Raw genomic sequence first — 24,559 nt, forward strand, 5'->3', positions numbered from 1 at the left:
CGGCGCGCGATCGCCGGCCGGGAGGACCGCCATGCAGGAGCAGAGCGCAGAGAGGATCGATCTTGCCGGCCTCGTCGCCGACCTCAACAGCCTGCTGCGGCTGAAGACGACGGTGATCGGCATGAGGCTGTTCGCAACGGCCGCGGAGATGGAGGCGATCCCGAAGATCCGGCGTCCGAACGCAATTCACACCACCGATCAGATCGTCAGCATGGCCGCGCGCCTCGGATGGACCGTCGGCATTACCGCCGACGACCTCGTCGGCGCGCAATGCCGTGCGGTGATCGGCCTTGCGCCGCAGGACGAGAAATGGCTCGCCGGCGAAAACTATGTCGGGGTCTGGCACGGTACGGCAGAGGATGCGCGCAAGCGCCAGGCGGCGCTGGATGTGGTTCCGTTCGGGCAATATCAGGCGCTCGCCGTCAGTCCGCTGGCGAGCGGCCGGCTCGATCCGCCCGACATCTGCCTGGTCTATGCGACGCCGGGGCAGATGATCATCCTGATCAACGGGCTGCAATATACCGGCTACAAGAAGTTCGAATGGGGCGTGGTCGGCGAGACCGCGTGCGCGGATTCCTGGGGGCGGGCGCTCAAGACCGGGGAGCCCAGCCTGTCCTTGCCATGCTATGCTGAACGGCGCTATGGCGGCGTGCCGGACGAGGAGATGCTGATGGCGTTGAAGCCGTCGCATCTCGCCAAGGCAGTCGAAGGCATGAAGGCGCTGGCCAGGAACGGCCTGCGCTATCCGATCCCGCCCTATGGCATTCAAAGCGACGTCCGTGCCGGCATGGGCGTGAGTTATGCGAAGAAGTAAAGGCCGACCATGAGCTCTGCGAAATTCGACATCGTCGTCTACGGCGCGACCGGCTTCACCGGCCAGCTCGTCGCCGAATATCTGACGACGCACTACAAGGACGACAAGTCCCTGAAATGGGCGATGGCGGGCCGCAGCCTCGACAAGCTGAAATCGGTACGCGACGCGATCGGCGCGCCGGCGGACACGCCGCTGATCGTGGCGGATGCGTCGGATGCGGCGTCGCTGAAGGCGATGGTCGCTCAGACGAGATCGGTGATCACGACGGTGGGGCCGTATCAGTTCTATGGCGAGGACCTGCTCGCGGCCTGCGTCGCTGCGGGGGCGGATTATTTTGATCTCTGCGGCGAGCCGGTCTGGATGCGGCAGATGATCGACAAGTACGAGGCGGCGGCCAAGGTGAGCGGCGCGCGCATCGTGTTCTCCTGCGGCTACGACTCCGTGCCGTTCGAGCTCGGCACGTTCTTCGTGCAGGAAGAGGCCAGGCGCGTGTTCGGCGCGCCGGCCGCGCGCGTGAAGGGCCGCGTGCGCGACATGCGCGGCACGCTGTCAGGCGGCACCGCGGCGAGTGCGAAGGCGACTTTCGATGCGGTTGCCAAGGACCTCAGCCTCGTCGCCATTCTCAACGACCATTTTGCGCTGACGCCTGATTTCACCGGCCCGAAGCAGCCGAAAGGCAACAGGGCGGCTTACGAGGAGGACCTGCAATCCTGGGCCGCGCCGTTCATGATGGCGCTGATCAACACCCGCAACGTCCATCGCTCCAACATGCTGATGGGCTTTCCCTACGGCAAGGACTTCGTCTACGACGAGATGGTCCTGACCGGTCCCGGCGAGAAGGGCGAGGCCAACGCCAAGCGCGTGATGGCGGTCAACGCCGGGAAGACCGGCCCGAACGCGCCGAAGCCGGGCGAAGGGCCGTCGAAGGAGGAGCGCGAGAACGGCTTGTTCGATCTGCTCTATGTCGCGATCGCACCGGATGGGCGCCAGGTCCGCGCCGGTGTCACCGGCGACCGCGATCCCGGCTACGGCTCGACCTCCAAGATGATCTCCGAATGCGCGATCTGCCTCCTGCGTGATGCGACCGATGTTCCAGGCGGCTTCTGGACGCCGGGCGCAGCGATGCAGCACAGACTGATCAAGCGGCTGGTCGATCACGCTGGGTTGACGTTCAGGGTGGAGAAGTGAGCCGTCGCCTTTCTCACCTGTTGCAGGACCGGGCTTTCATTCTCAAGCCGTCTCGCGCGTTGAGCAGGAGCAGGGTGATGTTCGCAGCTCCAGCGACAAGCTCAAGAGCCTGGACCGCATAGAAGACTGCATCGAGCTCGGCGGCCTTGGCCTTGTGTGCGAGAAAGAAAGCGGCGGGGACAAGCACGAGAAGGCCGTTGGCCGCGATCAGCGGCATTCGCTTGATCTTCGCGCCGATCAGGCCGGCTCGCCGCCCCTGTGACAGCGCAAGGCCTGATCCGGCCGTCGCCGCAAGCGCAGGGATCAGCACGAGAAAGCCCCATGGTATGGCAGTCTTGACGGCAGTGATGGCGGATTGGGACGCGAAGAGCTCGCTGAACGCAGTAGAGAGCCAGAAAGTCGAGATCGTGAGAAGCGCGGTCCCGCCTGCAATGGGATGAATTATCTTGATCACGGCCTGTTTCCCTTCTCCGGATGATGGTTATCGTTCGAGCCCCGAGGCGACACTGGTGGGCGCGATGCGACCGCCGCGAACGTGACCCGGCCCTCTGCGGGGCGCGTTTCATGACGTAAGATTTCCGCTGCTACCGCTTCGTGCGACGCAGAAATCGGGCCCGCCCCTCGGAGAAGCGGCGGCCTCAGAACGGCATTCGGTGGGGTAGGCTGGATCGCGTGGCGCATCACGGGCATGACAAACTCTCGCGTTTGGTCCAATATGACATCATGGTGTCGAAAGTCGGCGCCAGCGATAGCCTAATTGACATTATAATGTCAATATAGATTTATGGAGTCATTATGCGCGCTATCAAGCGATCTCCGGCGGGTGACGCCATGACCGATCTCGTTCTCGACCTATTCAGGGTCAATAACCTGACCTTGACGTGGGGCGATCGCTTGGTCGCCCCACTCGGACTGACCAGCGCCCGCTGGCAGATTCTGGGGGCGATCGTTGGCGCGGACCGTGCGCAGCCGGTCGCCTGGCTCGCCCGCGACCTCGGCGCTAACCGCCAGAACGTTCAGCGTATCGTCAATGACCTGGCCCATGAAGGGCTCGTCACCTTTGAACCCAATCCACATCATCGCCGCGCCCATCTCGTGGTCATGACCGACAAGGGACTGAAGACCTACGATGGTGCCATCCGCCTGTATGACCCCAAGATCAACTCGCTGGTACAAGGTCTCCCGATTGAAGAGATCAAGACCGCCGGCCGCCTCATCAAGGCGCTGCGCAAGAAGCTCGAACAGGAAGTGAGCATTGCAGATGCCTGACCAGACCTTTGCGCAGCGCCCATTTGAATATCCTGGACGACAATGCGGCGCCGAACCGCGACGCTCCAGAAGCTGTCAGCCTCGAGAGAGCGTCCCTATCTCAAGCTGAAGGCGCTTCGCCGTCGGCCTTGATCTTGTAGGCCTGCGCGGCCGCGATCATGCCCCACATCGCGCCCAGCATCATCCAGAAGTGCCGCCAGTGGTCGGTGTCGATCACGAAGCTTTCGCCGACGGTGCCGAGGAAGGCGGAGAAGACCGCGAGATAGGCGCGCTGCCAGGGTACCCGCACGAAGATGTGCCTGAAGCCCATGATGACGGTGGTGAAGACCAGCGCGGGATAGCACACGCCGGAAAGCCAGCCGCCGGACATGAAGGCGTTCAAGTAGGAGTTGTGGGTGTCCTCGGGGAAGTAGCGGTGAAATTGCAGGGGGCCGATGCCGAACGGCAGGTCGAGCGCCATCTCCGCGCCGAGGATGTGCCGGCCGAACCGGCCGAAGCGGCCTTCGTCATAGCTCTGATCGAAGCTCGCGCGCTGCTTGAACATCTCGGCGGTGGAATCGAACGACAGCAGCACCGCGATCAGCGCGAGGCCCAGCACTGCGGCGACGATCGCCATGACGATGATGCGCGAGCGCTGCGCATTGGTGTGGCTGGTCAGCACCATCAGCGCCAGCATGAAGGCCGAGGTCAGCACCAATCCGCCCCAGGCGGCGCGGGAGAAGGCGAGCAGGATCGCCAGCGACATGAGGCTGAAGGCGATGACGTTGCGCAACGCCTTGGCCAGCCTGTCCGAGACCACGCTCTGAAGCGCGAACAGCGCCGGCAGGATCAGGAAGGCGCCGAGCACGTTGGGGTCCTTGAACGTGCCCCGCGCGCGTCCGTAGAGCGTCAGGAGGTCGTTGCCGCCGGGAACCAGGTGGAAGTAGCCGGCGACCGCCAGCAGCGAGGCCACCATCGCACCGACCACGAGCCCGCGGCGGAGCATGTCGAGCCGGGCCGCCGTGTCTTCCGAAATGACCATCGCGAAGAACACCACGGTCACCGCCATGTACCAGGAGGTCGCGATCCAGGTCACCACCGCGGACTGCTCGAACAGCGGGATCGCGCTGATCGTATAGCCGACATTGAGAAGGACCAGCATCAGCACGAGCGGCATCAGCGCGAGCCGCAGGCGCAGGCCGGTGGCGAAGAAGGTGACGGTCGCGAGCAGCGTCGCGATCTCGTACGGGCTCGGCTCGATGAAGACGATCGCGCCGGAGGCGCCGACCAGCCACACCAGCGCGCGCTGCAGGGCCAGCACGCCGGGGGCAGCCGGTGTGGCAACGTTCACTTCACCGGCTGTCGCCGCATATGCCATTACGCTCACGCTACCCGTACGCCACAAACACGGCTGTCATCGCCCGGCTTAACCGGGCGATCCAGTACTCTGCGGCGCCTATCGTGAAAAACGGCTGGCGCTGCGGCGTACTGGATGCCCCGCCCCAGTGCGCAATTGCGCACAAGGCGGGGCAGGACGAAGAAACTCAATACGCGTTCTCGTTCTTGGTCAGCAGCGAGATCGGCGTCTTCAGGAGGATGTAGAGGTCGAACAGCACCGACCAGTTCTCGATGTAATACAGATCGAACTCGACGCGCTTCTGGATCTTCTCTTCGTTGTCGATCTCGCCGCGCCAGCCGTTGATCTGGGCCCAGCCGGTAATGCCGGGCTTGACGCGGTGGCGGGCGAAATAGCCGTCGACGGCTTCGTCGAACAGACGGCTCTGCAGCTTGCCCTGCACCGCATGCGGTCGCGGGCCGACCAGCGAGAGGTTGCCGGCGAACACCACATTGAAGAGCTGCGGCAGTTCGTCGAGGCTGGTCTTGCGGATGAAGCGGCCGATGCGGGTGACGCGCGGATCGTTCTTGGTCACGACCTTCGAAGCGGTCGGATCGGCCTGATGGTGGTACATCGAGCGGAATTTGTAGACATCGATGCGCTCGTTGTTGAAGCCGAAACGCTTCTGGCGGAACAGCACCGGGCCGGGGCTGTCGAGCTTCACCGCCAGCGCCACCAGTCCCATCACCGGCAGCGCTGCGAGCAGCGCGAGGCTGCCGACGAGGCGGTCGAACAGCCACTTCATCACCAGGTCCCAGTCGGTGATCGGCGCCTCGAACACGTCCAGCGTCGGCACCTCGCCGAGATAGGAATAGGAGCGGGGACGGAAGCGCAGCTTGTTGTTGTGCGCGGAGAGGCGAATGTCGACCGGCAGCACCCAGAGCTTCTTCAGCATCTCCAGGATGCGCGTTTCCGCCGAGATCGGCAGCGCGAAAAGTACGAGGTCGACGCGGGTGCGGCGGGCGAACTCGACGATGTCGTCGACCTTGCCGAGCTTGCGCGCGCCGGCGCAGGTGGCGAGCGCGCGGCTGTCGTTGCGGTCGTCGAACACGCCGAGCACGTGGATGTCGGAGTCTTCCTGCGCCTTCAACGCCTCGACCAACTGCTCGCCGTTGCTATCGGAGCCGACGATGATGGTCCGGCGGTCGAGCCGGCCCTGGCGCGCCCAGCCACGCACCAGCGCGCGCAGCACCAGACGCTCAGCCATCAGCGCGGCTAGCCCGAGGAAGTAGAAGGCGGCAAGCCAGAGCCGCGAGATTTCGCTGCCGTACTTGGCGAAAAAGGAGATGCCGATGAACAGCAGGAAGACGAAGGACCAGGACGAGATCATCCGCGTCATCTGCCTGAGCTGACCACGGAACAGCTGCACCTGGTAGATGTCGGCGGCCTGGAAGCAGACCACGGCGGCGACCGCGACGGCGACGACCTCGGCGGGATAAATCCAGCTGAAGGCGCCGGAGAGCGGCATGACATAGCCGACATAGAGCGCAATGCCGACGAGGCTCAGCAGCACGAAGTCGGCCAGACGGACGAATCCGGCAATCACGACCGGCGAATAGGCGCGGGCGACCTTCTGGTTGACCACGTCGAGCGCGGCAGGCGAGAGCCGGCGACGGCGCTCCACGAAGGGCTGGTCAGCAGGTTTTGCCGCGGCACTGGTCGCGGCATCGAGCATCGAGCGTGCGTTGAGCGGTTCCACGGGCGTCCACGTCCATTCCAAAGCCCGCGGCACGGCGTTGAGCGCCCGGGCGAGCATCCCCTGGACCTTGGACTATCGAACAAATCGGAAGATTCTCTAAAGCGGGACTTAAGAATGGTTAGTGTTCGGTAAATGCATCGCGATAGCCGGCGAGCACGCCCTCAACCATCGCGGCTTGCGAGAAATGTGCCGAGATGCGCTCGCGCAAGGACGTCGCGCGCTGTGCGGTCGTTTGCGGATCGTCCAGCGCCGCGGCGATCGCCTCTGCCATGGCCTCGGGATTGCTCGGTGCAAACAAAGCGGGGCTGTCGGAGCCGAAGATTTCGGGGATGCCGCCGATGCGGGACGCGATCATCGGAATTCCGGCGGCACCGGCCTCGATGACGACGTAGGGCATGGAATCGCCGCGCGAGGGGACGACCAGCAGCCGCCCCTTGGAGAAGCCGTAGCGCGGCTTGACGTGGCCGATGAAGCGGATGGCGTCGGAGAGGCCCAGCCTCTCGACCTGCGCTTTCAGCGTCGCCGTTTCCTCGCCGTCGCCGCCGAGCGTCAGCGTGACCTTCCTGCCGCCCGCATGCAGCTGCGCCACGGCATCGACCAGCAGATCCGCGCCCTTGATGTGCCTGAACTCGCCGACATAGGCGAGGTCGGTGGCATCGTCGGCCGTTACGACAGGCTCGAACTCCTCGGGGGTGACGCCATTGAAGACGCAGCGCACCACGCCCTTGGGCGTGCCGACGATGCGTTGATAGGTGTCGCGGGCAAATGCGCTCTCGAACAGGAACAGGTCGGTCGAATCCATCAGCGCGCGCTCGAGCCGTGCGTAGAACTCGCCCTTGAGGGTGTTGAGGGGATAGTGCAGCGAACCGCCATGCGGGGTGTAGATGCGGATGGTGTCGTCGGAGCGCCGCCGCATGCGGATGAAGGCGCCGGCCTTGGCGCCATGGCCGTGCATCACGTCGGGCTTGAGCGTGGCGATCAGGCGCCGCATGCGAAGCCATACCAGGACATCGTCGGGCGACGGCTCGCGGCGGATCGCGAGCCGGTGCACGCCGAGCTTCAGCCGAGGCGCGAGCTCGGCGAGCGCCTTGTCGGCGCGCTCCCCGCCGGTGAGGCTGTCGGCGAGAATGCCGACATGATGGCCGCGGTCGACCTGGCCGTTGGCGACGTCGAGGATGTGGCGGAAGATGCCCCCGACCGGAGCACGCACGGCGTGCAGGATGCGAAGTGGCCGGTCGGGAGAAGGGGACATGATGGAAACCAGCTCGACGGCGACTGCCGAACAATTCTCACGAAATTATCGTGAGGGATTAAGGGTCCTCGTGGTTAACAAACGGTGACGAGCGCGCGTGGCCGGCCGCCGTCCGTCGCGATTAACCCAGCGGCAACCTTAATGGAGTGTAATCGCCCCGGTTGAGGTAGAGTCGCAGCGTTGCCCTGCGGGAGTGTTCGATGCGTTTAGCGTTCTGGCGTGACAGCAAGGCCAAGGCGGTGATCGAGCGCGCAGTCTCGAAGTCCAGACCCAAGCCTGCGCCCAAGGTCGAGCCCAAGGTCGGCCCTAAGATCGAGGCCGAGGTTGAAGCGGGCCCTGCGCCCGTCGTCGCGAAGCAGGCACAAGTCGAAGCCGGCGACATCGACCTGCGCGCGCTTGGAGCGGCATTGGCGCGCAAGCGCAGCTGGATCATCGTGCCGACGGTACTGGCGCTCGTTGCGTCCCTTGCTGTCGTCAATCTCGTCACGCCGCGCTACAAGTCTGAAGCCCGCATCCTGATCGACGGCCGCGAGAACGTGTTCCTGCGCCCGAACAGCGACCGCACCGAGGAGCGGCAGGCGCTCGACGCCGAGGCCGTCACCAGCCAGGTGCAGCTGGTGTTGTCGCGCGATCTCGCGCGGGAGATCATCAGGAAGAACAAGCTCGCGGAACGCCCCGAATTCGACCCGGTGCTGCAAGGCATCTCGCCGCTGAAGTCGCTTGCCGCGCTCATCGGTATCGCCCGCGATCCGTTCTCGATGACGCCGGAAGAGCGCGTGCTCGATGCCTATTACGAACGCCTCCAGGCCTACGCGGTCGACAAGTCGCGCGTGATCGTGATCGAATTCCAGTCCGCCGATCCCGAGCTTGCCGCCCGCGTCGCCAATTCGATCGCCGACGGCTATCTCGTGCTCCAGCAGAGCGTGCGCCAGGAGCAGGCCAAGAACGCCAGCCAGTGGCTGGCCGGCGAGATCGAGAGCCTGCGCAAGAAGGTCTCGGACGCCGAGGCGAGGGTCGAGGACTTCCGTTCCAAGTCGAGCCTGTTCGTCGGAACCAACAACACCACGCTGTCGAACCAGCAGATGGGCGAGGTGAACACCCAGCTCAACAATGCGCGCTCGATGAAGGCGGATGCGGAATCCAAGGCCCGGCTGATCAAGGAGATGCTCCAGACCGGCAAGCCGATCGAGGCATCCGAGGTCGTGAACTCCGAATTGATGCGCCGGCTGTCGGAGCAGAGGGTGACCCTGCGCGCGCAGCTCGCCGAACAGTCATCCACGTTGCTCGGCAATCATCCGCGGATCAAGGAGCTGAAGGCGCAGCTTGGCGACCTCGATAATCAAATCCGCGACGAAGCGGCCAAGATCTCGCGCTCGCTCGAAAACGACGCGCGGATCGCCAGCGGCCGGGTCGATGGCCTGACCGTGAGCCTCGAGCAGCTCAAGAAGCAGGCGGCCTCGACCAACGGCCAGGATGTCCAGCTCCGCGCCCTGGAGCGCGAAGCCAAGGCGCAGCGCGACCTGCTGGAGACTTACCTTGCCAAGTATCGCGAAGCCAACACCCGCGAGACCATCGACACCGCGCCGACCGACGGCCGTATCATCTCGCGCGCCATCGTTTCGAACACGCCGGCCTATCCGAAGAAGCTGCCGATCGTGCTGATCGCGACCATCGCGACGCTGCTGCTGTCGTCCGGTGTCGTCGTCACCGGTGAACTCTTGCGCCAGACCTCGCCGCGCGCGGCAGCCATGTTCACGCCGGCGGCGGTTCGGCGGGAGCCGGCGCTGGGTCGGCAAGAATTGGTGGTGCAGCCGGTCGTCGAACCCGTCACAGAAGAGCCGGCGCCGCTTCAGCCGGAGATCACGGCCGATGCCGGTGTGACGGAGTTCGCCGAGATCGAACATCTCGCCGACCGCCTGCGTGCCGCGGGCGCGGCGGCGAAGAAGGTCACGGTGCTCGGCACCGCGCCCGGCGCAGCCATCACGCTGTCGACCTTGACGCTCGCCCGGCACCTGGCGCGCGATGCCCGCGTCGTCGTCGTCGATCTCGCCGCAGCCTCGCCGATCATTGCCGCGGTGTCCGTCGACGCGTCGGCTCCGGGCCTTGCCGAATTGATGCAGGGCGAGGCCTCGTTCACCCAAATCATCACCCGCGACAAGCTCTCGCGGCTGCATCTGGTCATGGCCGGCCGTCCTGGATTCGACCGCAGCCTGCTGCAATCGCCGCGCGTGGCGCTCGCGATCGACGCGCTGCTGCGCGCCTATGACCACGTGCTGATCGATGCCGGCAGCGCCTCCGATCTTCCGGCCGAACTGCTGACGGCGCATGCCCGCGCCGTCGTGGTGCCCGATGCGTTGATGGCCGCTGATGCCCGCACGTTGATGTGCGATCAGCTGAGGGCGGTCGGCTTCAGCGAGGTGACGATGCTAAGCAAGCCGGTGCAGGCTTCGGGTGCGGTCGAAGCGCCGCGCGTCGTTGCGGCGTAGATCTTTTTCCCTCTCCCCTTGTGGGCCCCTTGTGGGAGAGGGTGGCTCGCCGCGGAGCGGCGAGACGGGTGAGGGGTCTCTCTCCGAGAGTCCATCTGTTCATCGAGCGCGCGGATAGACACCCCTCATCCGGCGCCATAGCCGATGCGAAGCATCGGCGTCCCTAGTAGACGGCGGCCGAAGGCCGCCTATGCCACCTTCTCCACAAGGGGAGAAGGGCAGGGCAGCAGTCATGTAAATGGCAATACCTACCCGAACGCCTGCCGCAGCCGTCGGGCCATGTCGAACAGCATCTGGTTCTGCTTCACCAGCCGCTTGCCGTGGCTGAGCGAGGACATGGCCATCGCCGCGAGCTTGCCGCGGGAGGACAGGGGCACGAAGCTGTCGAAGATCTCCTCGTCGTCCTTGCAGAACATTCGCTTGTACTCATCCGAGCCGATGCCGAGGTCGAGCGATCGGTAGCCGAATTCGGCACAGCGATCGATGATGTAGCGCATCAGGATCAGGCCGGGGCTGTAGCGGGCGTGCTCGGACATCGTGTAGGTGTTGAACATCATCGAGAAGCGCTCGCCGTCGGCGACGCCGGCGAAGATCGCGATCACCTCCTCGTCGCATTCCAGCGCGTGGATGTCGATGACGCGGCCTTCGCTGCGCGGCGCAAGGCAGGCGCTGCGGACGAACTGTTCGACGCCGGGCTCGGCGAAGACGTTCGGGAGCTTCTGTTCCGCCATCCGTACCGGCTTGACGCGGAAGAACCAGTCGAGCAGCCGGGTGATGTCCGCGTCCGACGTTGCCTGGTGATAGCGGTAGCCGGCGAGCGACTGAAGCTTCTTTTCCTTGCTCTTGAGGCGGCGGCGGAGCGAATTGCTGATCCGCGATGCCGGCGGGCCGCCGGGCTCCATCACCAGCCGCGGACAGCCGTTGATCGCGCTCTGTCGCGGCAGTAGCGCAAACGGGTTCTGCTGGTCATGCCAGCTCTGCGGCTGCTGCGTCAGCACGAGCACGTCGAGATGGTCTCGCAGCGGCGCAAGCAGTGCATCGAGATCGGCGATGGCGACCTGTGCCGCGAACTCGGCATTCCACAGGGCCATGTTGAAGGTCGTATGCTTGCCGCCCATGAAGCAGGCCGTGCGCACGCCGTGGCTTTGGCGTTGCGAGAGCGGCAGCAGCAGCAGCGGGTGGCGCTCGGCGTCGCGGGCGATCACGATGAACGGCCGGGCGCCTTCATGGGCGCCCACGAGGCGTTGCCACGGGCTGAGCAGGTCGAAGCGTTGGTAGGGCGTGAAGAGATGGCCGTTCGCCTCGAAGGCACGCCAGATCGCCTCAACCTCGGCGAGATCGGTGACGATATCGACCTGCGCGATACGGCTCGCTTTCGACCGCGCTGGCGCTTCTGCCGTCCGGCTTTGCATCGCCGCAGCCATGGTCATTCGCGAAACCTGTCGAGAAATCCAGAATACGTATTTCGGCCTGTGGCCGACCTTTGCAAACAAAGGTCAACAAAGGGTAATGACGATGGGAGAGGGGAACGGGCGCCGGCGAGCGCGAAGGGCGGGAACTTGGCATCCGACGACAGATGGCTGGAACGGCTGCGCCTTGAACTGGCCTGGTTCACTGGCCGGGCCATGCTGCACAGTCGCGGTGCCGGCGTCATCCTGCGCTTTGCGCATGTGCGGCCGCGGCGGCGCGGATTTCAGCCGCTGCGCGCCAACGAGATCACGCCGCAATTTCTTGACCGCGCGATTCGCGCGCTGAAGCGGTGGAGGTACGATTTCCTTGGCATGGACGAGGTCTGCCGGCGCGCGGTGACGCTGCCGGAGAAGCGTCGTTTCGTGGCGCTGACCTTCGATGGCGCACCCAAGGATTTCATCAACTTCGCCTATCCGGTGCTGACGCGCCATGCCGTGCCCTTCACAATCTATGTGCCCACCGCCTTTCCCGACGGCGTCGGAGAAGCCTGGTGGCTCGGTCTCGAGCAGGTGATCGCGCGCGAGAGCCGGATCAGCTTGATGGTGGGCGACCGGGAGCAGCGTTTCACCGTCACCGGCAATGCCGAGAAGCAGGCACTGTTTTCGTATCTCGAGAGCTGGCTGCGCTCGTTGCCGCCCGCGGAGCTGTCGGCCGCGATTGCCGATCTCTGCACGCGCTACAGGATCGATCTCGCCGCGGTCTCGCGCGAGGCGTCGATGGATTGGGAGGACCTGGCACAGCTGGCCGCCGATCCGCTCGTCACGATCGGCAGCGCCACCGTCAACTATCCCGTTCTCGCCAACATGAAGGATGCCGGCGCGCTGCGCGAGATGACGATGGGCAAGGCCGTCGCGGAAGCGGCTTTTGGCCGCGAGATCAGGCATTTCGCTTTCCCGTTCGGCTATCGCTCTTCGTTTCGGCGCAGCCACGTCGTGATGGCGGAGGAGGCCGGATTTGCCAGCGCAGTCTCGACGATCCCGGGTATCGTGGACGCAGAGGGGCGCACCAATCTGCGCGCGCTGCCGCGGATTTCCTGGGACGGACGAGTGCGCTCGCTGCGGATGATGCGCGTGCTGGCGTCGGGTGTCGCCTTTGCGCCGGTGAAACCGACCGGCAGCGTGATGGCCCAGACCTAACGCGTGGACTTGACGCGGTCGGGCCGCTGCATCCAGCTGACGATCGGCATCGCGGGCAGCACCCAGCCCATGCCGACCACGACATAGTAGATCGCCTGTCGCCAGCCGGACTCGGCGATCCACGGCATCTGCGCGGCCGCCATGCCGAGCAGGGACCAGACCGTGGCCAGCACCAGGAGCAGGATGGCGCCGAGGAACTTGCGGGTGCGGATCGTCATGGCGGAATGTCGCGGTCTTGGCGTAACTTGCGCTGCGGGAGCGGGGGACTATAAGGGGCACGCAGTCCGGTTCAAGCCTGGTTTTTGCTCCTGATGACGACGATGTCCACCCCGTCCGAACCGCATCGCGCCGTGCGTTGGTGGCTGATCGCAGTGGCCGCGCTGATCGCACTGATGGTGCTGGTCGGTGGCGCGACGCGGCTGACGGAATCCGGCCTCTCGATCGTCGAATGGAAGCCGGTCACGGGCAGTGTTCCGCCGCTCTCGGAGGCGCAGTGGACCGAAGCATTCGAGGCCTACAAGAAGATCCCGCAATACCGCGAGCTCAACGCCGGGATGAGCCTGTCCGAGTTCAAGGAGATCTTCTGGTGGGAGTGGAGCCACCGGCTGCTCGGGCGTTTCATCGGTTTCGCTTATCTCTTGCCGTTCCTGTTCTTCCTCTGGCGCGGCGGCCTGTCAGGCGAGTTGAAGCGGCGGCTGTGGCTGCTGTTCGCGCTCGGCGGTCTGCAGGGTGCGGTCGGCTGGTGGATGGTCGCCTCGGGCCTGACCGGGCGGGTCGAGGTCTCGCAATACCGGCTGGCGACACATCTGGTGCTGGCGCTTCTGATCTTCGCCGGGATCGTCTGGACGGTGCGGCGGCTCAAGGAGCGGCCGCAGATCTCGGCGCCGGCACGGCTTCGGCTCACGAGCGCGCTGCTTCTCGCCGTGACCTTCGTGCAGATTTATTTCGGCGCGCTGGTCGCGGGCCTGCGCGCCGGGCGCGCCTACAACACCTGGCCGCAGATCGACGGCGCGTTCATCCCGTCGGCGGAGCGGTTGTGGTTCGAGACGCCGTGGTGGCGCAACATGTTCGACAACGTGCTGACGGTGCAGTTCGAGCACCGCATGACCGCCTACCTGCTGTTCGTCCTGGCGGCGCTGCACGCAATCGATGCGGTGCGCTCGCGCGCAGGGTCGGCGGCGAGCGGCGCGCTGTGGCTGCTTGCAGCGGTGAGCCTGCAGGCGGTGCTCGGCATCCTCACGCTGCTCAACCAGGTGCCGATCGATCTCGCGCTCGCCCACCAGGCGGTCGCGATCGTGGTGTTGACGCTTGCGGTGATGCAGGTCGAACGGCTGGCGCCGCGGCAATCAGCGCAGGCCCAGCCGCGCGCGGTTCCGGTCAGTCAGCCCGGCTGATCGGAGATCAGCAATAGCCGTAGACGCCGCACGCGTAGGGCAGGCGCCAGAAATAATCGACCTGCTTCCCGCCGTAATACGCGCCCTGATAATCGTAGCTCCAGGGGCGGCCGTAATAGCCCGGCAGCGCGTGTGAGCCCGGCAGCAGCGGCGTGCCCGGCAGGTTGCGGATGTAGCTGCCGATGCCATAGGCCGGCGAGATCAGCGCATCCGGATCGGTTTCGACATAGACCTGCGGCGGATCCTGCGGCGGCGGCACGGCGCCGCGCCGCTTCGGCGTCGCCGGCAGATCGGCGGCCAGCGCGCCTGAAACCGTCAGCATCGCCGCAAGGGCAGGCACCATCCAGCGCAGCATCGTCGGCTCCGAATCAAAAGGGGCGATCCAAAGACGATGTATGGGGCAGATGTGGTTAATGACTGTTAACTGACGGCGGCCAAGACGGCCGCCGTCATTCCGGGGCGATGCGAAGCACCGAACTATGGTGCGCAATTGCGCACCTGAGAATCTCGAGGTTCCGGGTTCGGTGCTTTGCACCGCCCCGGAACGACCCCAAGTTCAAGCCCCCAGCGCCTGTTCCAGATCCGCGATCAGGTCTTCCTTGTCTTCGATGCCGACCGAGAGCCGCACCACGTCGGGGCCGGCGCCGGACTTCACCTTGGCGGCGTCGTCGAGCTGGCTGTGCGTGGTCGAGGCCGGATGGATCACCAGCGAGCGGGTGTCGCCGACATTGGCCAGGTGCGAGAACAGCTGCAGTTTCGACACCAGGCTGACACCGGCGTCATAGCCGCCCTTCAAGCTGAAGGTGAACACCGCGCCGGCGCCCTTCGGCGCATATTTGCGGGCGAGCTGGTTGTACTTGTCGCTCGGAAGGCCGGCATAGCTGACCGAAGCCACCGCCGGATGGCCGGCGAGAAATTCGGCAACCGCCTTGGCGTTGTCGCAGTGTTTCTGCATGCGCAGCGGCAGCGTCTCGATTCCGGTGAGGATCATGAATGCGTTGAAGGGCGACAGTGCCGGTCCGAGGTCGCGCAGGCCGAGCACGCGGCAGGCGATCGCGAAGGCGAAATTGCCGAAGGTCTCCTGCAGGCGGATGCCGTGATATTCCGGCCGCGGCTCCGACAGCATGGGGTATTTGCCGCCCGTGGACCAGTCGAAGGTGCCGGCATCGACGATGATGCCGCCGAGCGAATTGCCGTGGCCGCCCAGGAATTTCGTCAGCGAGTGCACGACGATGTCGGCGCCGTGGTCGATCGGGCGGATCAAATAGGGCGAGGCCAGCGTGTTGTCGACGATCAGCGGCACACCCGCCTTGCGTGCGACCGTCGAGATCGCCTCGATGTCGGTAATGCTGCCGGCGGGATTGGCGATGGACTCAATGAAGATGGCTTTCGTGCGCGGCGTCACCGCGCGCTCGAAGCTCGCGATGTCGTCGGGATCGGCCCACACCACGTTCCAGCCGAAACTCTTGAAGGCGTGCGTGAACTGGTTGATCGAGCCGCCATAGAGCTTTCGCGCGGCGATGAACTCGTCGCCGGGCTGCAGCAATTGCTGCAACACCACGACCTGCGCGGCATGGCCCGAGGCCACTGCAAGCGCGGCCGTGCCGCCTTCAAGCGCGGCGACGCGCTCTTCGAGCACGGCATTGGTCGGGTTACCGATGCGGGTATAGATGTTGCCGAACGCCTGCAGCCCGAACAGCGAGGCGGCATGGTCGGCGTCGTTGAAGACGAAGGACGTCGTCTGATAGATCGGCGTTGCGCGCGCACCGGTGGTGGGGTCGGGCTGCGCACCGGCATGCACGGCAAGAGTCGAAAATCCCGGAAGGCGATCGCTCATTTGGGCGTCCTGTTTCTCGTTGTCTGAAATCGCGCGGCATGCTGATCGGCGCCGCGCTCGCCGTCAAGGCGCGGCTTCACATCGGAATGATCGTGCTGCGCATTGTCGCGTTCGCGAAAGAAATCCTTCGCAAGTGCGTCAGCTCTGTTCGCTCTTGTTTTTCGCGGCGCGATCCGATGCTGCGGTATCGCCGCCGCCGACACTCGTCCGATTGAGGGATAGCCGCATGCCCTGCGTCGGTACCGGCGCCCGCTTCGAACTGAGCGTGCGCGAATTCACGCCCATCCAGGAGATTTCGGACGACAGTCGGCCATACTCGATCTTCGGGCAGCGGTTCATGACCACCTTGATGCCGACCGACTCCGCCTTTGCCGCCGCGGCATCGTCGCGCGCGCCGAGTTGCATCCAGATCACCTTCGGCAGCGGATCGAGCGTGAGCGCCTCTTCGATGACAGGCATGATGTGGCTGGAGTTGCGAAAGATGTCGATCATGTCGACGGGACGCCCGAGATCGGAGAGCGAGGCGACGAACGGCTTTCCGAGCAGCTCCTTGCCGACATGGCCGGGGTTGATCGGGATCATGTCGTAACCACGCTGTGCCAGATATTTGAACGCGAAATAGCTAGGCCGCACGTTGACCGGCGAGGCGCCGACCATCGCGATCGATTTCACGCTGTTGAGGATGCCGCGGATATAGTTGTCGGGATAGGCGTCGTGGTTCATGGCTCGTCTTTTTCCTTGTCATTGCGAGGAGCGAAGCGACGAAGCAATCCAGTCTGTCGCAGAGGAGGGAATTCTGGATTGCTTCGCGGAGCCTGTCATCGGGCCGCACTTCGCGCGGACCCGTTGGCTCGCAATGACGATTTCACTCATCCCGCCATGTCGGCGTGCGCTTCTCGATGAAGGCGCCGATGCCTTCCTCGGCGTCGCGCGCCATCATGTTCTCGGTCATCACCTCTGCCGCATAGCGATAGGCGTCTGCAAGGCTCATCTCGGCCTGGCGGTAGAATGCCTCCTTGCCGAGCTTGATCGTGTAGGCGGATTTCAACGCGACCTTCTGCGCCAATGCAATCGCGGCGTCGCGCTCGGTGCCGGCGGGAACGACGCGATTGACGAGCCCGATCTCGCGGGCACGCGCGGCCGGAATCGGCTCGCCCGTCAGCAGCATCTCCATCGCCTGCTTGCGCGGGACGTTGCGCGACAGCGCCACCATCGGCGTCGAACAGAACAGGCCGATGTCGACGCCGGGCGTCGCAAAGCTCGCTGCCTCGGAGGCGATCGCGAGATCGCAGCTCGCAACGAGCTGGCAGCCGGCCGCGGTCGCGATGCCCTGGACAGCGGCGACCACCGGCTTCGGCAGGTGCACGATCGCCTGCATCATCGCACTACAGGCGTTCATCATCTCGGCGAAGAAGGCGCGGCCGCGATCCGGATCGGCGCGGCGCGCGGTGAGTTCCTTCATGTCGTGGCCGGCGGAGAAGGCGGGGCCGTGGGCCGCGATCACCACGCCGCGGACGGCCTTGTCGCTGCTGATATCATTGAGCTCGGCATGCAGGCCCGCGATCATCGCCTCCGACAGGCTGTTGCGCGCGGCCGGGCGGTTGAGCGTCAGGACCGCGATGCTGCCGATCGTCTCGCGCAGCAGGATCTGTGGTTGCGGGGAGGGGGTGCGGGCGGCCTGGACGGACATTGACGCGATTTCCGCTAAATGATTGCAATTGGATGACACAGATAACTTAATGTAACAAAGCAAGCGAAGCGAGGGTGGGGAACGGCATGGCGGTAGCGAGGATGAGCGTGGCGGAGCTTGAGCTGTTCCTCCGTGATGAATTTCCCCAGGCCTTCAGCGGTGACGACATCACGATCGAGAGCGCGGACGGCCAGACCTGCCTCCTGCGCCAGCGCTACAGCGAACGGATGCTGCGGCCGGGTGGAACCGTGTCCGGCCCGACGCTGATGGCGCTGGCCGATTTCGCGATGTACGTGGTGCTTTTGTCGGCGATCGGGCCGATCGGGCTCGCGGTCACCACCAATCTCAACATCAATTTCCTGCGCAAGGGCCAACCCGGGCAGGACGTGCTGGCGGAGGCGCGGCTGCTCAAGCTCGGCAAGCGCCTCGCGGTCGGGGAGGTGAACCTGCTGTCGGGAACCTCACCCGACCCGATTGCCCATGTCACCTCCACCTATTCCATTCCAAATGTTTGATGTTTTTGCAGGTAATATGGCACCATATTTGTAAGTGACTGATTTTACGAATGTAATTTCCGTCCTTGGGCATTGACCGTTGCGCGTCTCTTCTCTAGAAACCGCGCAGTCCGGTGCGGTGTTCGCGCCGATGTCTCCCTCACGGAAATTCTGACATGAAAACCTTTTCGGCAAAGCCGGCCGAGGTGACGAAGAAGTGGGTGCTGATCGACGCCAAGGGTCTGGTCGTCGGCCGTCTCGCCACCATCGTCGCCATGCGGCTCCGCGGCAAGCACCTCCCGACCTACACCCCGCACGTCGATTGCGGCGACAACGTCATCATCATCAACGCGCAGCATGCGGTCCTCACCGGTCGCAAGCGCGAGCAGAAGACCTACTACAAGCACACCGGCTATGTCGGCCACGTCAAGGAGCGCACCGCGCGCCAGATCCTCGAGGGCCGTCATCCCGAGCGCGTGCTCGAGAAGGCCGTCGAGCGCATGATCCCGCGTGGTCCGCTCGGCCGCGTGCAGATGGGCAACCTTCGCGTCTACGGCGGGGCCGATCATCCGCACGAGGCGCAGCAGCCCGAGAAGATCGATATCGCCAAGTTGAACCGCAAGAACACGAGGGCCGCATAACATGGCCGAATCCATCCAGTCGCTCGACCAGCTCTCGCAGCTCAAGACGGCGGCAGCGCCCGAGGCGCCCAAGCACGAGAAGAAGGTCGACAAGTTCAACCGCGCCTATGCCACCGGCAAGCGCAAGGACGCGGTCGCCCGCGTCTGGATCAAGCCGGGCGCCGGCAAGGTCACCGTCAACTCGCGCGAGGTCGAGGTCTATTTCGCCCGTCCCGTGCTGCGCATGATGATCGAGCAGCCGTTCTCGGTGGCGCAGCGTTCGGGCCAGTACGACGTGATCTGCACCGTCGCCGGCGGCGGCCTGTCCGGCCAGGCCGGCGCGGTCCGTCACGGCATCTCCAAGGCGCTCACCTATTTCGAGCCGGAGCTGCGCGGCGTGCTCAAGAAGGGCGGCTTCCTCACCCGCGACTCGCGCGTGGTCGAACGCAAGAAGTACGGCAAGGCCAAGGCCCGCCGCTCCTTCCAGTTCTCGAAGCGTTAATCGCTTTTGTCGCATTCGCCGCGAAAGCGGCTTCAATGAGATGCAAAAGGGCGCTGATTTCAGCGCCCTTTTTGCTGTTCGTTTGTATGCAAATTGATGGCGTGTTTCCCGAAAACTTAGGGATCCGCGAAAACCTGAATGGAACTCGCCGGACCTAGCGTCGCCTTTCGGAAGGGCGCGCAAATCGGATGTTCCGATCGCGTAACTGCTATGTTCTAGAGGGGGCCGACATGATGTCGCTCGATAGCATCACGCTCTATTTGGTCGCCACCATGGTTGCCGCACTGCTCGGCGCCATGATGGTGTTTTTCGGCAAGCAGGAGAACAGCCCCGCGCTGAAATGGTGGGGCACCGCCTATCTGCTCGGTGCCGCCTCGGTCGCGCTGTGGACCGCGGCGGGCGACAGGCTGGGTCCCCATATTTATCTTGCGCTGAACGCCGTCGGTTTCGTCGCCTGCGGCATGGTGTGGAATGCGGCGCGCGTCTTCCACGGCCGCAAGCCGAACTGGCCCGGTCTCGTGCTTGGTGCGCTCGCCTGGGTCACTGCTGCGACGCTGCTCGATCCCGCCGCGTCCATGCTGCGCATGCTCCTCGGTGCCGGTATCGTCTCGATCTATGCGGCGCTGACCGCGAGCGAGCTCTGGACCGAACGGCGCAAGAGCGTGCAACGGCGCTGGCCCGCCTTCGTGATTCCGGTGATGCACGGCTGCGTGTTGATGCTGCCGATCCTGATCGGCAGCTTCCTGCGCCCGCATGATGCCGGCTTCTCCTCGAGCATCTGGGTCACCGTGTTCGCGGTCGAGCTCATACTCTATTCCGTCGGCACCGTGTTCGTGATCTTCATGCTGGTGTCGGAACGCACCGTCACCGCGCATCGGACCGCGGCGTCCACCGATCCTTTGACCGGCATGCTCAACCGCCGCGGCTTCTCGGAGGCCTGCGCGCGCGTGATCGAGCGCGAGGCCAAGGCCGGGCGTCCCGTGACCGTGATGATCTTCGACATCGACCACTTCAAGTCGATCAACGACCGCTTCGGCCATCCTGCCGGCGACGAGATGCTGAAGCTTTTCTCCACCGTCGTCGTCAGCAATTTGCGCATCTCCGACCTCTCGGGCCGCATCGGCGGCGAGGAGTTCGCCGCGCTCCTGCCGTGTTCGCTGGAGGAGGGCGTGCTGGTCGCCGAGCGCGTGCGCGAAGCGTTCGAGACCTCCGGCGTCGTGGTCGACGAGGGCCCGGTCGACACCACGGTCAGCATCGGCGTCGCCGGCGGTCCGGCCGGCACCGAGCTCGAAGTGCTGCTGGCCTCGGCCGACACCGCGCTCTACCAGGCCAAGCGCGGCGGCCGTAACCGCGTCGAGGCGGCCGAGGAGCTGCCACTGTCGCTGGAGAACTGGCGCCGCCAGAGCGCGGCACGGATCGGCGCGCCGCGGGCGCGGCCGGCCACCGCCTGATCGCAGGGGCCTTGCGGTAATCCTCTGTTTACCGTTCGATTCCTACCATCGCGGGCATGGAATCGATCCGTCGACAGAATCCGCAAATCACCCTGATGTCGCTCGAAGCAGCCGCGGCCTCCGCACGCGGAGGCTTCGCCTGTTGTTCTCGACCGCCGATGAATACGAGACGGCGCTGATCGCCGAGCGTCGCGCGCAGGGGCGCTATGGCCAGCACCACAGCTATTGGCCGTTCGCAATGTTCGCCGGTTGCGTGTTCATCGTTGCGGGCACCGTTTTGCTGCTCGCCTGACAGGCCTGCATTCAAGAGACCTGCATATTCCAGGGAGCCAGGCGCCGTTTTCGGCGCCTTTTTCTTTGTCGCCGTCTGCGGTAGACACGCCGATCGAACGAAAAGGTGGAAACCGATGATCACCGAGATCGCGCAAATCGACGTCAAGCCGGGCAGCGAGAAGGATTTCGAGGCGGCCGTCGCCAAGGCCAAGGCCGCCTTCGGCGGCTCCAAGGGGTTTCACGGCTTCGAATTGCACAAATCCATCGAGAAGCCGCAGCGCTACCGGCTGATGGTGAAGTGGGCGACGCTGGAGAACCACACCGTCGACTTCCGCGGCTCGGAGAATTTCACCGAATGGCGCGGCCTCGTCGGCCAGTATTTTGCCTCGCCCCCCGAGGTCGAGCACACCGAGACCGTGCTGACGACCTGAGCGGCTCTATTTCTGGAGCATGATCTCCGCGAAAACGCGTTCCGCGTTTGTCGCGAAGGAAAACCGCTGCGCACGTTTCCGGATCATGCTCTACGCCGCCTCAGCGAGAGGCGGCGCCTCATAGGTCTTGAAGTGGTCGATCATGACCTTGGCGATGGCGACCAGTGGCAGCGCCAGCGCGAGGCCCCAGATGCCGAACACGACGCCGAGCAGGATCTGGAACGCGAACAGCGTGGCCGGCGGGATGTCGAGCGCCTGCCGCTGCAGGATCGGCGTCAGCACGTAGCTCTCCATGGCGTGAACGCCCATGAAGAGGAGAAAGGCCGACAAGGCCGGGATCCAGCCCGAGGCGAGGCTTGCCAGCACCACGATGACGCCGGCGATGATGGCTCCGACGGTGGGGATGAAGGCGAGCAGACCCGCCTGGATCCCTAAGATGAACGCGCCGGGGATGCCGATGATCGCGAGGCCAATCCAGGTCACGACACCGACCGCGATCATGACGACGATCTGGGCGATCAGCCAGCGCTCCAGCGTTTCGCTGATACGGTCGATGACGAGGGCGACACGCGTGCGGTGCCTCGCCGGTGCCAGGAACAGCAGGCCGTCATGATAGACGCCCGGCTGGGCGGCGAAGGCAAGGCCCAGGAACAGCACGATGAAGATGTTGCCGACGCCGTGAATGGTGCCGAGCAGCAGCTTGAAGGTCTGGCTCACGATCGCCCCGCCGCTGGAGGCGAGCGCGCCGGCACCGGGCAAGGGCCCGCGCGATGGCGCCGCTGGCGCGGGCGTTGCGTCCGGCGACGTCATGGCCGAGGCGTCCGACGCAGCGTTGCCGAGATCGAAGAAGCTGGTGTCGATGCCGTGGGTTTCCAGGAAGGACCTGACATTCACGATCTGCGACTTGATGGTCTTGCTCAGCAGCGAGGCCTGTTCGGCAATGGTGGCGCCGCCCAGATAGGCGATGCCCGCCAGAAGCAGGGCGAGCGCGACGCAGACGATCGCAAGTCGGACCGTATGAGGCAGGTGAACCCGGCGGCCGAGCGCATGGACCAGCGCGTTGAGGCCGAGTCCGAGCAGCATGCCCGTGAAGATCAGCAGCAGGGTGGCTGCAAAATACCATGTGAAGGCGAGCAGTGCGGTGAACAGCACGACGCCGATGCCTCCGATCGAAATCGCCCAGGCCTGATCCCGAGCCAGGTCGGTGCGGGTCCGGAGGCGTTCATCTCTGGGAATCGTCACATTGGATCCTTTTCGAGGGCGGCGGCGCTTGCGCACTCTTTCGCGAAATCCTGGCGCGGATCAAGCGGGACACGGGCCGGATCGGCGCGCTGGTCGCCAACGCGGGGCTGTAAGTCCCCTCCGAGCGATCGGACTCGCCGCCGCCCGGCCTGCCACGGCGCTCCAGTCCGGGTATTTGCGCGAAAATAGCATTGCCGTCCCGCGATCCCTTCTGTTGAATTTGTTCCATCGGAGGGGCATGTTGACGGAATCTTCTTACCTGGAGGCGCGGAACGACAGATGAGAAAGCCGGTCGTCGGCGTGATCGGGAATTCCCATCGCGTCGAAAATCGATTTCAGGTCCAGATGGTCGGCGAGCGAAACCTGCGCGCCGTGGCTGAGGTCTCCGGCGGCTTGCCGGTGATGTTCGCGGGCTCGCCCGACATCACGGATATCGCGGCGCTGCTCGATACCGTGGACGGCATCATTCTCACCGGCGCCCGCGCGAACGTGCACCCGACCCGTTTCAACGTCGATCCTTGCGAGAAGCACGAGCCCTACGACATCCACCGCGACGAGGTGGCGCTGGCGCTCTCCGTCGCCTGCGTCTCCCGCGGCATCCCCCTGTTCGGCATCTGCCGCGGTCTCCAGGAGATGAACGTCGCCTTCGGCGGCTCGCTGCATCCCGAGATCCGCGAGATCCCGGGTCGCATGAACCATCGCATGCCCCGGCTCGAGAACGGCGAGATCCATCCCGATCCGACGGTGGTGTTCGCCGATCGCCATGACGTCGACCTGACGCCGGGCGGGGCGTTCGCGAGAATCCTCGGCTGCGAGAAGATCCGGGTGAATTCGCTGCACGGCCAGGGCATTCTCGAACCCGGCAAGCGCGTCCTGATCGAGGGCGTCGCCGAGGACGGCACGATCGAGGCGATCCGCATCGCCGAAGCCCCGGCCTTTGCGCTCGGCGTGCAATGGCATGCGGAGTACGATCCGCAGCACAACCCGATCAACCGCAAGCTGTTCGAGGCCTTTGGCGAAGCCTTGGTCGAGCGGCAGAAGGCGGCGGCGTAGCTCGCGCTCGTGTCCCGGACGCGCTGCAACGCGGGAGCGTTGCGGCGCAGAGCCGGGAAGCCAGCTTCTGCCACGTTGCACACTCGGCTTGGACTGAGTAGGGCGGATTAGCCGAAGGCGTAATCCGCCATCTTTACTTCATGGGGCGGCCGCAAATGCCGAACTACCGCCGTGCACTTGTTCCAGGTGGCTGCTGGTTCTTCACGGTCAATCTTCTTGATCGTAGGCAGCGGCTGCTCGTCGAGCACATCGCAGCGCTGCGCGCGGCCGTTGCAGCGACGCGTCGGGACTATTCGTTCACTATCGATGCGTTTGTCGTTCTTCCGGACCACCTTCATGCGGTCTGGACGCTTCCCGGCGGCGATGCCGACTTTTCGATGCGGTGGAGATCGATCAAAACGCGCTTCGCGAAGTCCCTGCCGAAGACAGAGCCTTTAACCGCTGTACAGATCGCAAGACGGGAGCGTGGCGTATGGCAGAACCGGTTCTGGGAGCACCTCATCCGCGACGAAACCGACTACGCACGCCATGTCGAGTATTGCTACATCAACCCAGTCAAGCACGGATATGTGACCCGCGTGTTGGATTGGCCGCATTCGTCATTTCACCGAGATGTCGAGGCCGGACTGTTTCCGGCGGATTGGGCGGGAGATAGCAACGCGGATGGTAACTTTGGCGAACGTGCGTGAGCGTCGCACGCAGTTGGCGGATTACGCCTTCGGCTAATCCGCCCTACGAGGACTGGCTATCCAAGGTGCATCCCAAATTTCCGACGGAATAAACTGATCGGTAGGAATTGGTCCGCTCAGATTTTTTCGGCTCTGATTTGTTCTCCGAGAACGAACTGGAGTCAGATGCGGAACGAAAGCTGATGGCGACTCCG

Annotated in this window: 24 protein-coding genes and 1 pseudogene; 14 read left to right on the top strand and 11 right to left on the bottom strand. The window is 64.7% G+C overall.

Translation table 11 applies throughout. The annotated features are described in order from the left end of the window. Positions 1–31: 31 nt before the first annotated feature. Both IVB23_RS38605 and IVB23_RS38610 read left to right on the top strand, forming a co-directional pair. Complete coding sequence (locus IVB23_RS38605; RefSeq protein WP_247802068.1) at positions 32–814, top strand: DUF169 domain-containing protein; 783 nt, start codon at positions 32–34, stop codon at positions 812–814. 9 nt (positions 815–823) lie between these two features. Next, positions 824–2,002: a saccharopine dehydrogenase NADP-binding domain-containing protein gene (locus IVB23_RS38610; RefSeq protein WP_247802069.1), complete on the top strand. Its 1,179-nt coding sequence runs from the start codon at positions 824–826 to the stop codon at positions 2,000–2,002. 13 nt (positions 2,003–2,015) lie between these two features. On the opposite strand, the gene IVB23_RS38615 is transcribed toward IVB23_RS38610, so the two are convergent. Then, positions 2,016–2,456: a hypothetical protein gene (locus IVB23_RS38615; RefSeq protein ID WP_247802070.1), complete on the bottom strand. Its 441-nt coding sequence runs from the start codon at positions 2,454–2,456 to the stop codon at positions 2,016–2,018. A gap of 341 nt (positions 2,457–2,797) precedes the next feature. On the opposite strand from IVB23_RS38615, the gene IVB23_RS38620 reads away from it, so the two are divergent. Next, entirely contained in the window at positions 2,798–3,271 is a 474-nt protein-coding gene (locus tag IVB23_RS38620) for a MarR family winged helix-turn-helix transcriptional regulator (protein ID WP_247802071.1), read from the top strand. Positions 3,272–3,371: 100 nt separating this feature from the next. Here IVB23_RS38620 and IVB23_RS38625 read toward each other — a convergent pair whose 3' ends face one another. The 3 genes from IVB23_RS38625 to IVB23_RS38635 all read right to left on the bottom strand — a co-directional run bounded on the left by IVB23_RS38625 (position 3,372) and on the right by IVB23_RS38635 (position 7,597). Further along, complete coding sequence (locus IVB23_RS38625; RefSeq protein WP_247805031.1) at positions 3,372–4,628, bottom strand: O-antigen ligase family protein; 1,257 nt, start codon at positions 4,626–4,628, stop codon at positions 3,372–3,374. Positions 4,629–4,794: 166 nt separating this feature from the next. Next, positions 4,795–6,345: an undecaprenyl-phosphate glucose phosphotransferase gene (locus tag IVB23_RS38630; RefSeq protein WP_247802072.1), complete on the bottom strand. Its 1,551-nt coding sequence runs from the start codon at positions 6,343–6,345 to the stop codon at positions 4,795–4,797. Between the two features lie 118 nt (positions 6,346–6,463). After that, entirely contained in the window at positions 6,464–7,597 is a 1,134-nt protein-coding gene (locus IVB23_RS38635) for a glycosyltransferase family 4 protein (RefSeq protein WP_247802073.1), read from the bottom strand. Positions 7,598–7,797: 200 nt separating this feature from the next. Here IVB23_RS38635 and IVB23_RS38640 point away from each other — a divergent pair, with 200 nt between their 5' ends. Next, positions 7,798–10,083 (top strand): exopolysaccharide transport family protein, encoded by a 2,286-nt coding sequence (locus IVB23_RS38640; RefSeq protein WP_247802074.1) that lies wholly within the window; start codon positions 7,798–7,800, stop codon positions 10,081–10,083. Between the two features lie 248 nt (positions 10,084–10,331). Here IVB23_RS38640 and IVB23_RS38645 read toward each other — a convergent pair whose 3' ends face one another. After that, on the bottom strand, positions 10,332–11,513 hold the full coding sequence (locus IVB23_RS38645; protein ID WP_247802075.1) for a GNAT family N-acetyltransferase: 1,182 nt from the start codon (positions 11,511–11,513) through the stop codon (positions 10,332–10,334). 129 nt (positions 11,514–11,642) lie between these two features. On the opposite strand from IVB23_RS38645, the gene IVB23_RS38650 reads away from it, so the two are divergent. Then, on the top strand, positions 11,643–12,689 hold the full coding sequence (locus IVB23_RS38650) for a polysaccharide deacetylase family protein (RefSeq protein WP_247802076.1): 1,047 nt from the start codon (positions 11,643–11,645) through the stop codon (positions 12,687–12,689). Here IVB23_RS38650 and IVB23_RS38655 read toward each other — a convergent pair. Then, positions 12,686–12,907: a DUF2842 domain-containing protein gene (locus IVB23_RS38655; RefSeq protein ID WP_061877803.1), complete on the bottom strand. Its 222-nt coding sequence runs from the start codon at positions 12,905–12,907 to the stop codon at positions 12,686–12,688. The two genes, IVB23_RS38650 and IVB23_RS38655, sit on opposite strands and share 4 nt — an antisense overlap. 93 nt (positions 12,908–13,000) lie before the next feature. Here IVB23_RS38655 and IVB23_RS38660 point away from each other — a divergent pair, with 93 nt between their 5' ends. Next, positions 13,001–14,083 carry a COX15/CtaA family protein gene (locus tag IVB23_RS38660; protein ID WP_247802077.1) on the top strand — a complete coding sequence of 361 codons (1,083 nt, stop codon included), beginning with the start codon at positions 13,001–13,003 and terminating at the stop codon, positions 14,081–14,083. Between the two features lie 7 nt (positions 14,084–14,090). Here IVB23_RS38660 and IVB23_RS38665 read toward each other — a convergent pair whose 3' ends face one another. The 4 genes from IVB23_RS38665 to IVB23_RS38680 form a co-directional block, all read right to left on the bottom strand. Then, on the bottom strand, positions 14,091–14,438 hold the full coding sequence (locus IVB23_RS38665) for a hypothetical protein (RefSeq protein ID WP_247802078.1): 348 nt from the start codon (positions 14,436–14,438) through the stop codon (positions 14,091–14,093). A 201-nt stretch (positions 14,439–14,639) separates the two neighbouring features. Then, positions 14,640–15,920, bottom strand: a complete 1,281-nt coding sequence (locus tag IVB23_RS38670; RefSeq protein WP_247802079.1) for an O-acetylhomoserine aminocarboxypropyltransferase — start codon at positions 15,918–15,920, stop codon at positions 14,640–14,642. A gap of 138 nt (positions 15,921–16,058) precedes the next feature. Then, positions 16,059–16,643, bottom strand: coding sequence for a CoA-binding protein (locus IVB23_RS38675; RefSeq protein WP_197966807.1), 585 nt, complete (start codon positions 16,641–16,643; stop codon positions 16,059–16,061). A 142-nt stretch (positions 16,644–16,785) separates the two neighbouring features. Further along, the gene (locus IVB23_RS38680) at positions 16,786–17,610 is read right to left on the bottom strand and encodes an enoyl-CoA hydratase (RefSeq protein ID WP_061877808.1); all 825 of its coding nucleotides are present in this window, start codon (positions 17,608–17,610) and stop codon (positions 16,786–16,788) included. Positions 17,611–17,696: 86 nt separating this feature from the next. Here IVB23_RS38680 and IVB23_RS38685 point away from each other — a divergent pair, with 86 nt between their 5' ends. The 6 genes and pseudogenes from IVB23_RS38685 (at position 17,697) to IVB23_RS38710 (ending at position 21,381) form a co-directional block, all read left to right on the top strand. Then, positions 17,697–18,125 carry a PaaI family thioesterase gene (locus IVB23_RS38685; protein WP_061877809.1) on the top strand — a complete coding sequence of 143 codons (429 nt, stop codon included), beginning with the start codon at positions 17,697–17,699 and terminating at the stop codon, positions 18,123–18,125. A 155-nt stretch (positions 18,126–18,280) separates the two neighbouring features. Then, positions 18,281–18,745: a 50S ribosomal protein L13 gene (gene rplM / locus IVB23_RS38690; protein WP_018642440.1), complete on the top strand. Its 465-nt coding sequence runs from the start codon at positions 18,281–18,283 to the stop codon at positions 18,743–18,745. Between the two features lies 1 nt (position 18,746). Further along, positions 18,747–19,226: a 30S ribosomal protein S9 gene (gene rpsI, locus IVB23_RS38695; protein WP_028178828.1), complete on the top strand. Its 480-nt coding sequence runs from the start codon at positions 18,747–18,749 to the stop codon at positions 19,224–19,226. A gap of 230 nt (positions 19,227–19,456) precedes the next feature. After that, positions 19,457–20,677 carry a GGDEF domain-containing protein gene (locus tag IVB23_RS38700; RefSeq protein ID WP_061877811.1) on the top strand — a complete coding sequence of 407 codons (1,221 nt, stop codon included), beginning with the start codon at positions 19,457–19,459 and terminating at the stop codon, positions 20,675–20,677. A 56-nt stretch (positions 20,678–20,733) separates the two neighbouring features. After that, positions 20,734–20,969: pseudogene (locus IVB23_RS38705) on the top strand (hypothetical protein). Between the two features lie 115 nt (positions 20,970–21,084). Continuing rightward, a complete protein-coding gene (locus IVB23_RS38710; protein WP_028155908.1) occupies positions 21,085–21,381 on the top strand; it encodes an antibiotic biosynthesis monooxygenase family protein in 297 nt (98 codons plus the stop codon). Between the two features lie 90 nt (positions 21,382–21,471). Here the strand turns inward: IVB23_RS38710 and IVB23_RS38715 are convergent, their stop codons facing one another. Continuing rightward, positions 21,472–22,623: an AI-2E family transporter gene (locus tag IVB23_RS38715; RefSeq protein ID WP_197966810.1), complete on the bottom strand. Its 1,152-nt coding sequence runs from the start codon at positions 22,621–22,623 to the stop codon at positions 21,472–21,474. Positions 22,624–22,902: 279 nt separating this feature from the next. On the opposite strand from IVB23_RS38715, the gene IVB23_RS38720 reads away from it, so the two are divergent. After that, positions 22,903–23,676, top strand: a complete 774-nt coding sequence (locus tag IVB23_RS38720; protein ID WP_061877814.1) for a gamma-glutamyl-gamma-aminobutyrate hydrolase family protein — start codon at positions 22,903–22,905, stop codon at positions 23,674–23,676. Positions 23,677–23,831: 155 nt separating this feature from the next. Further along, positions 23,832–24,365, top strand: coding sequence for a transposase (locus IVB23_RS38725; RefSeq protein ID WP_197966811.1), 534 nt, complete (start codon positions 23,832–23,834; stop codon positions 24,363–24,365). Positions 24,366–24,559 lie beyond the last annotated feature (194 nt).

The organism is Bradyrhizobium sp. 191 (genome assembly GCF_023100985.1).
In the GTDB taxonomy this organism is placed as follows: domain Bacteria; phylum Pseudomonadota; class Alphaproteobacteria; order Rhizobiales; family Xanthobacteraceae; genus Bradyrhizobium; species Bradyrhizobium diversitatis.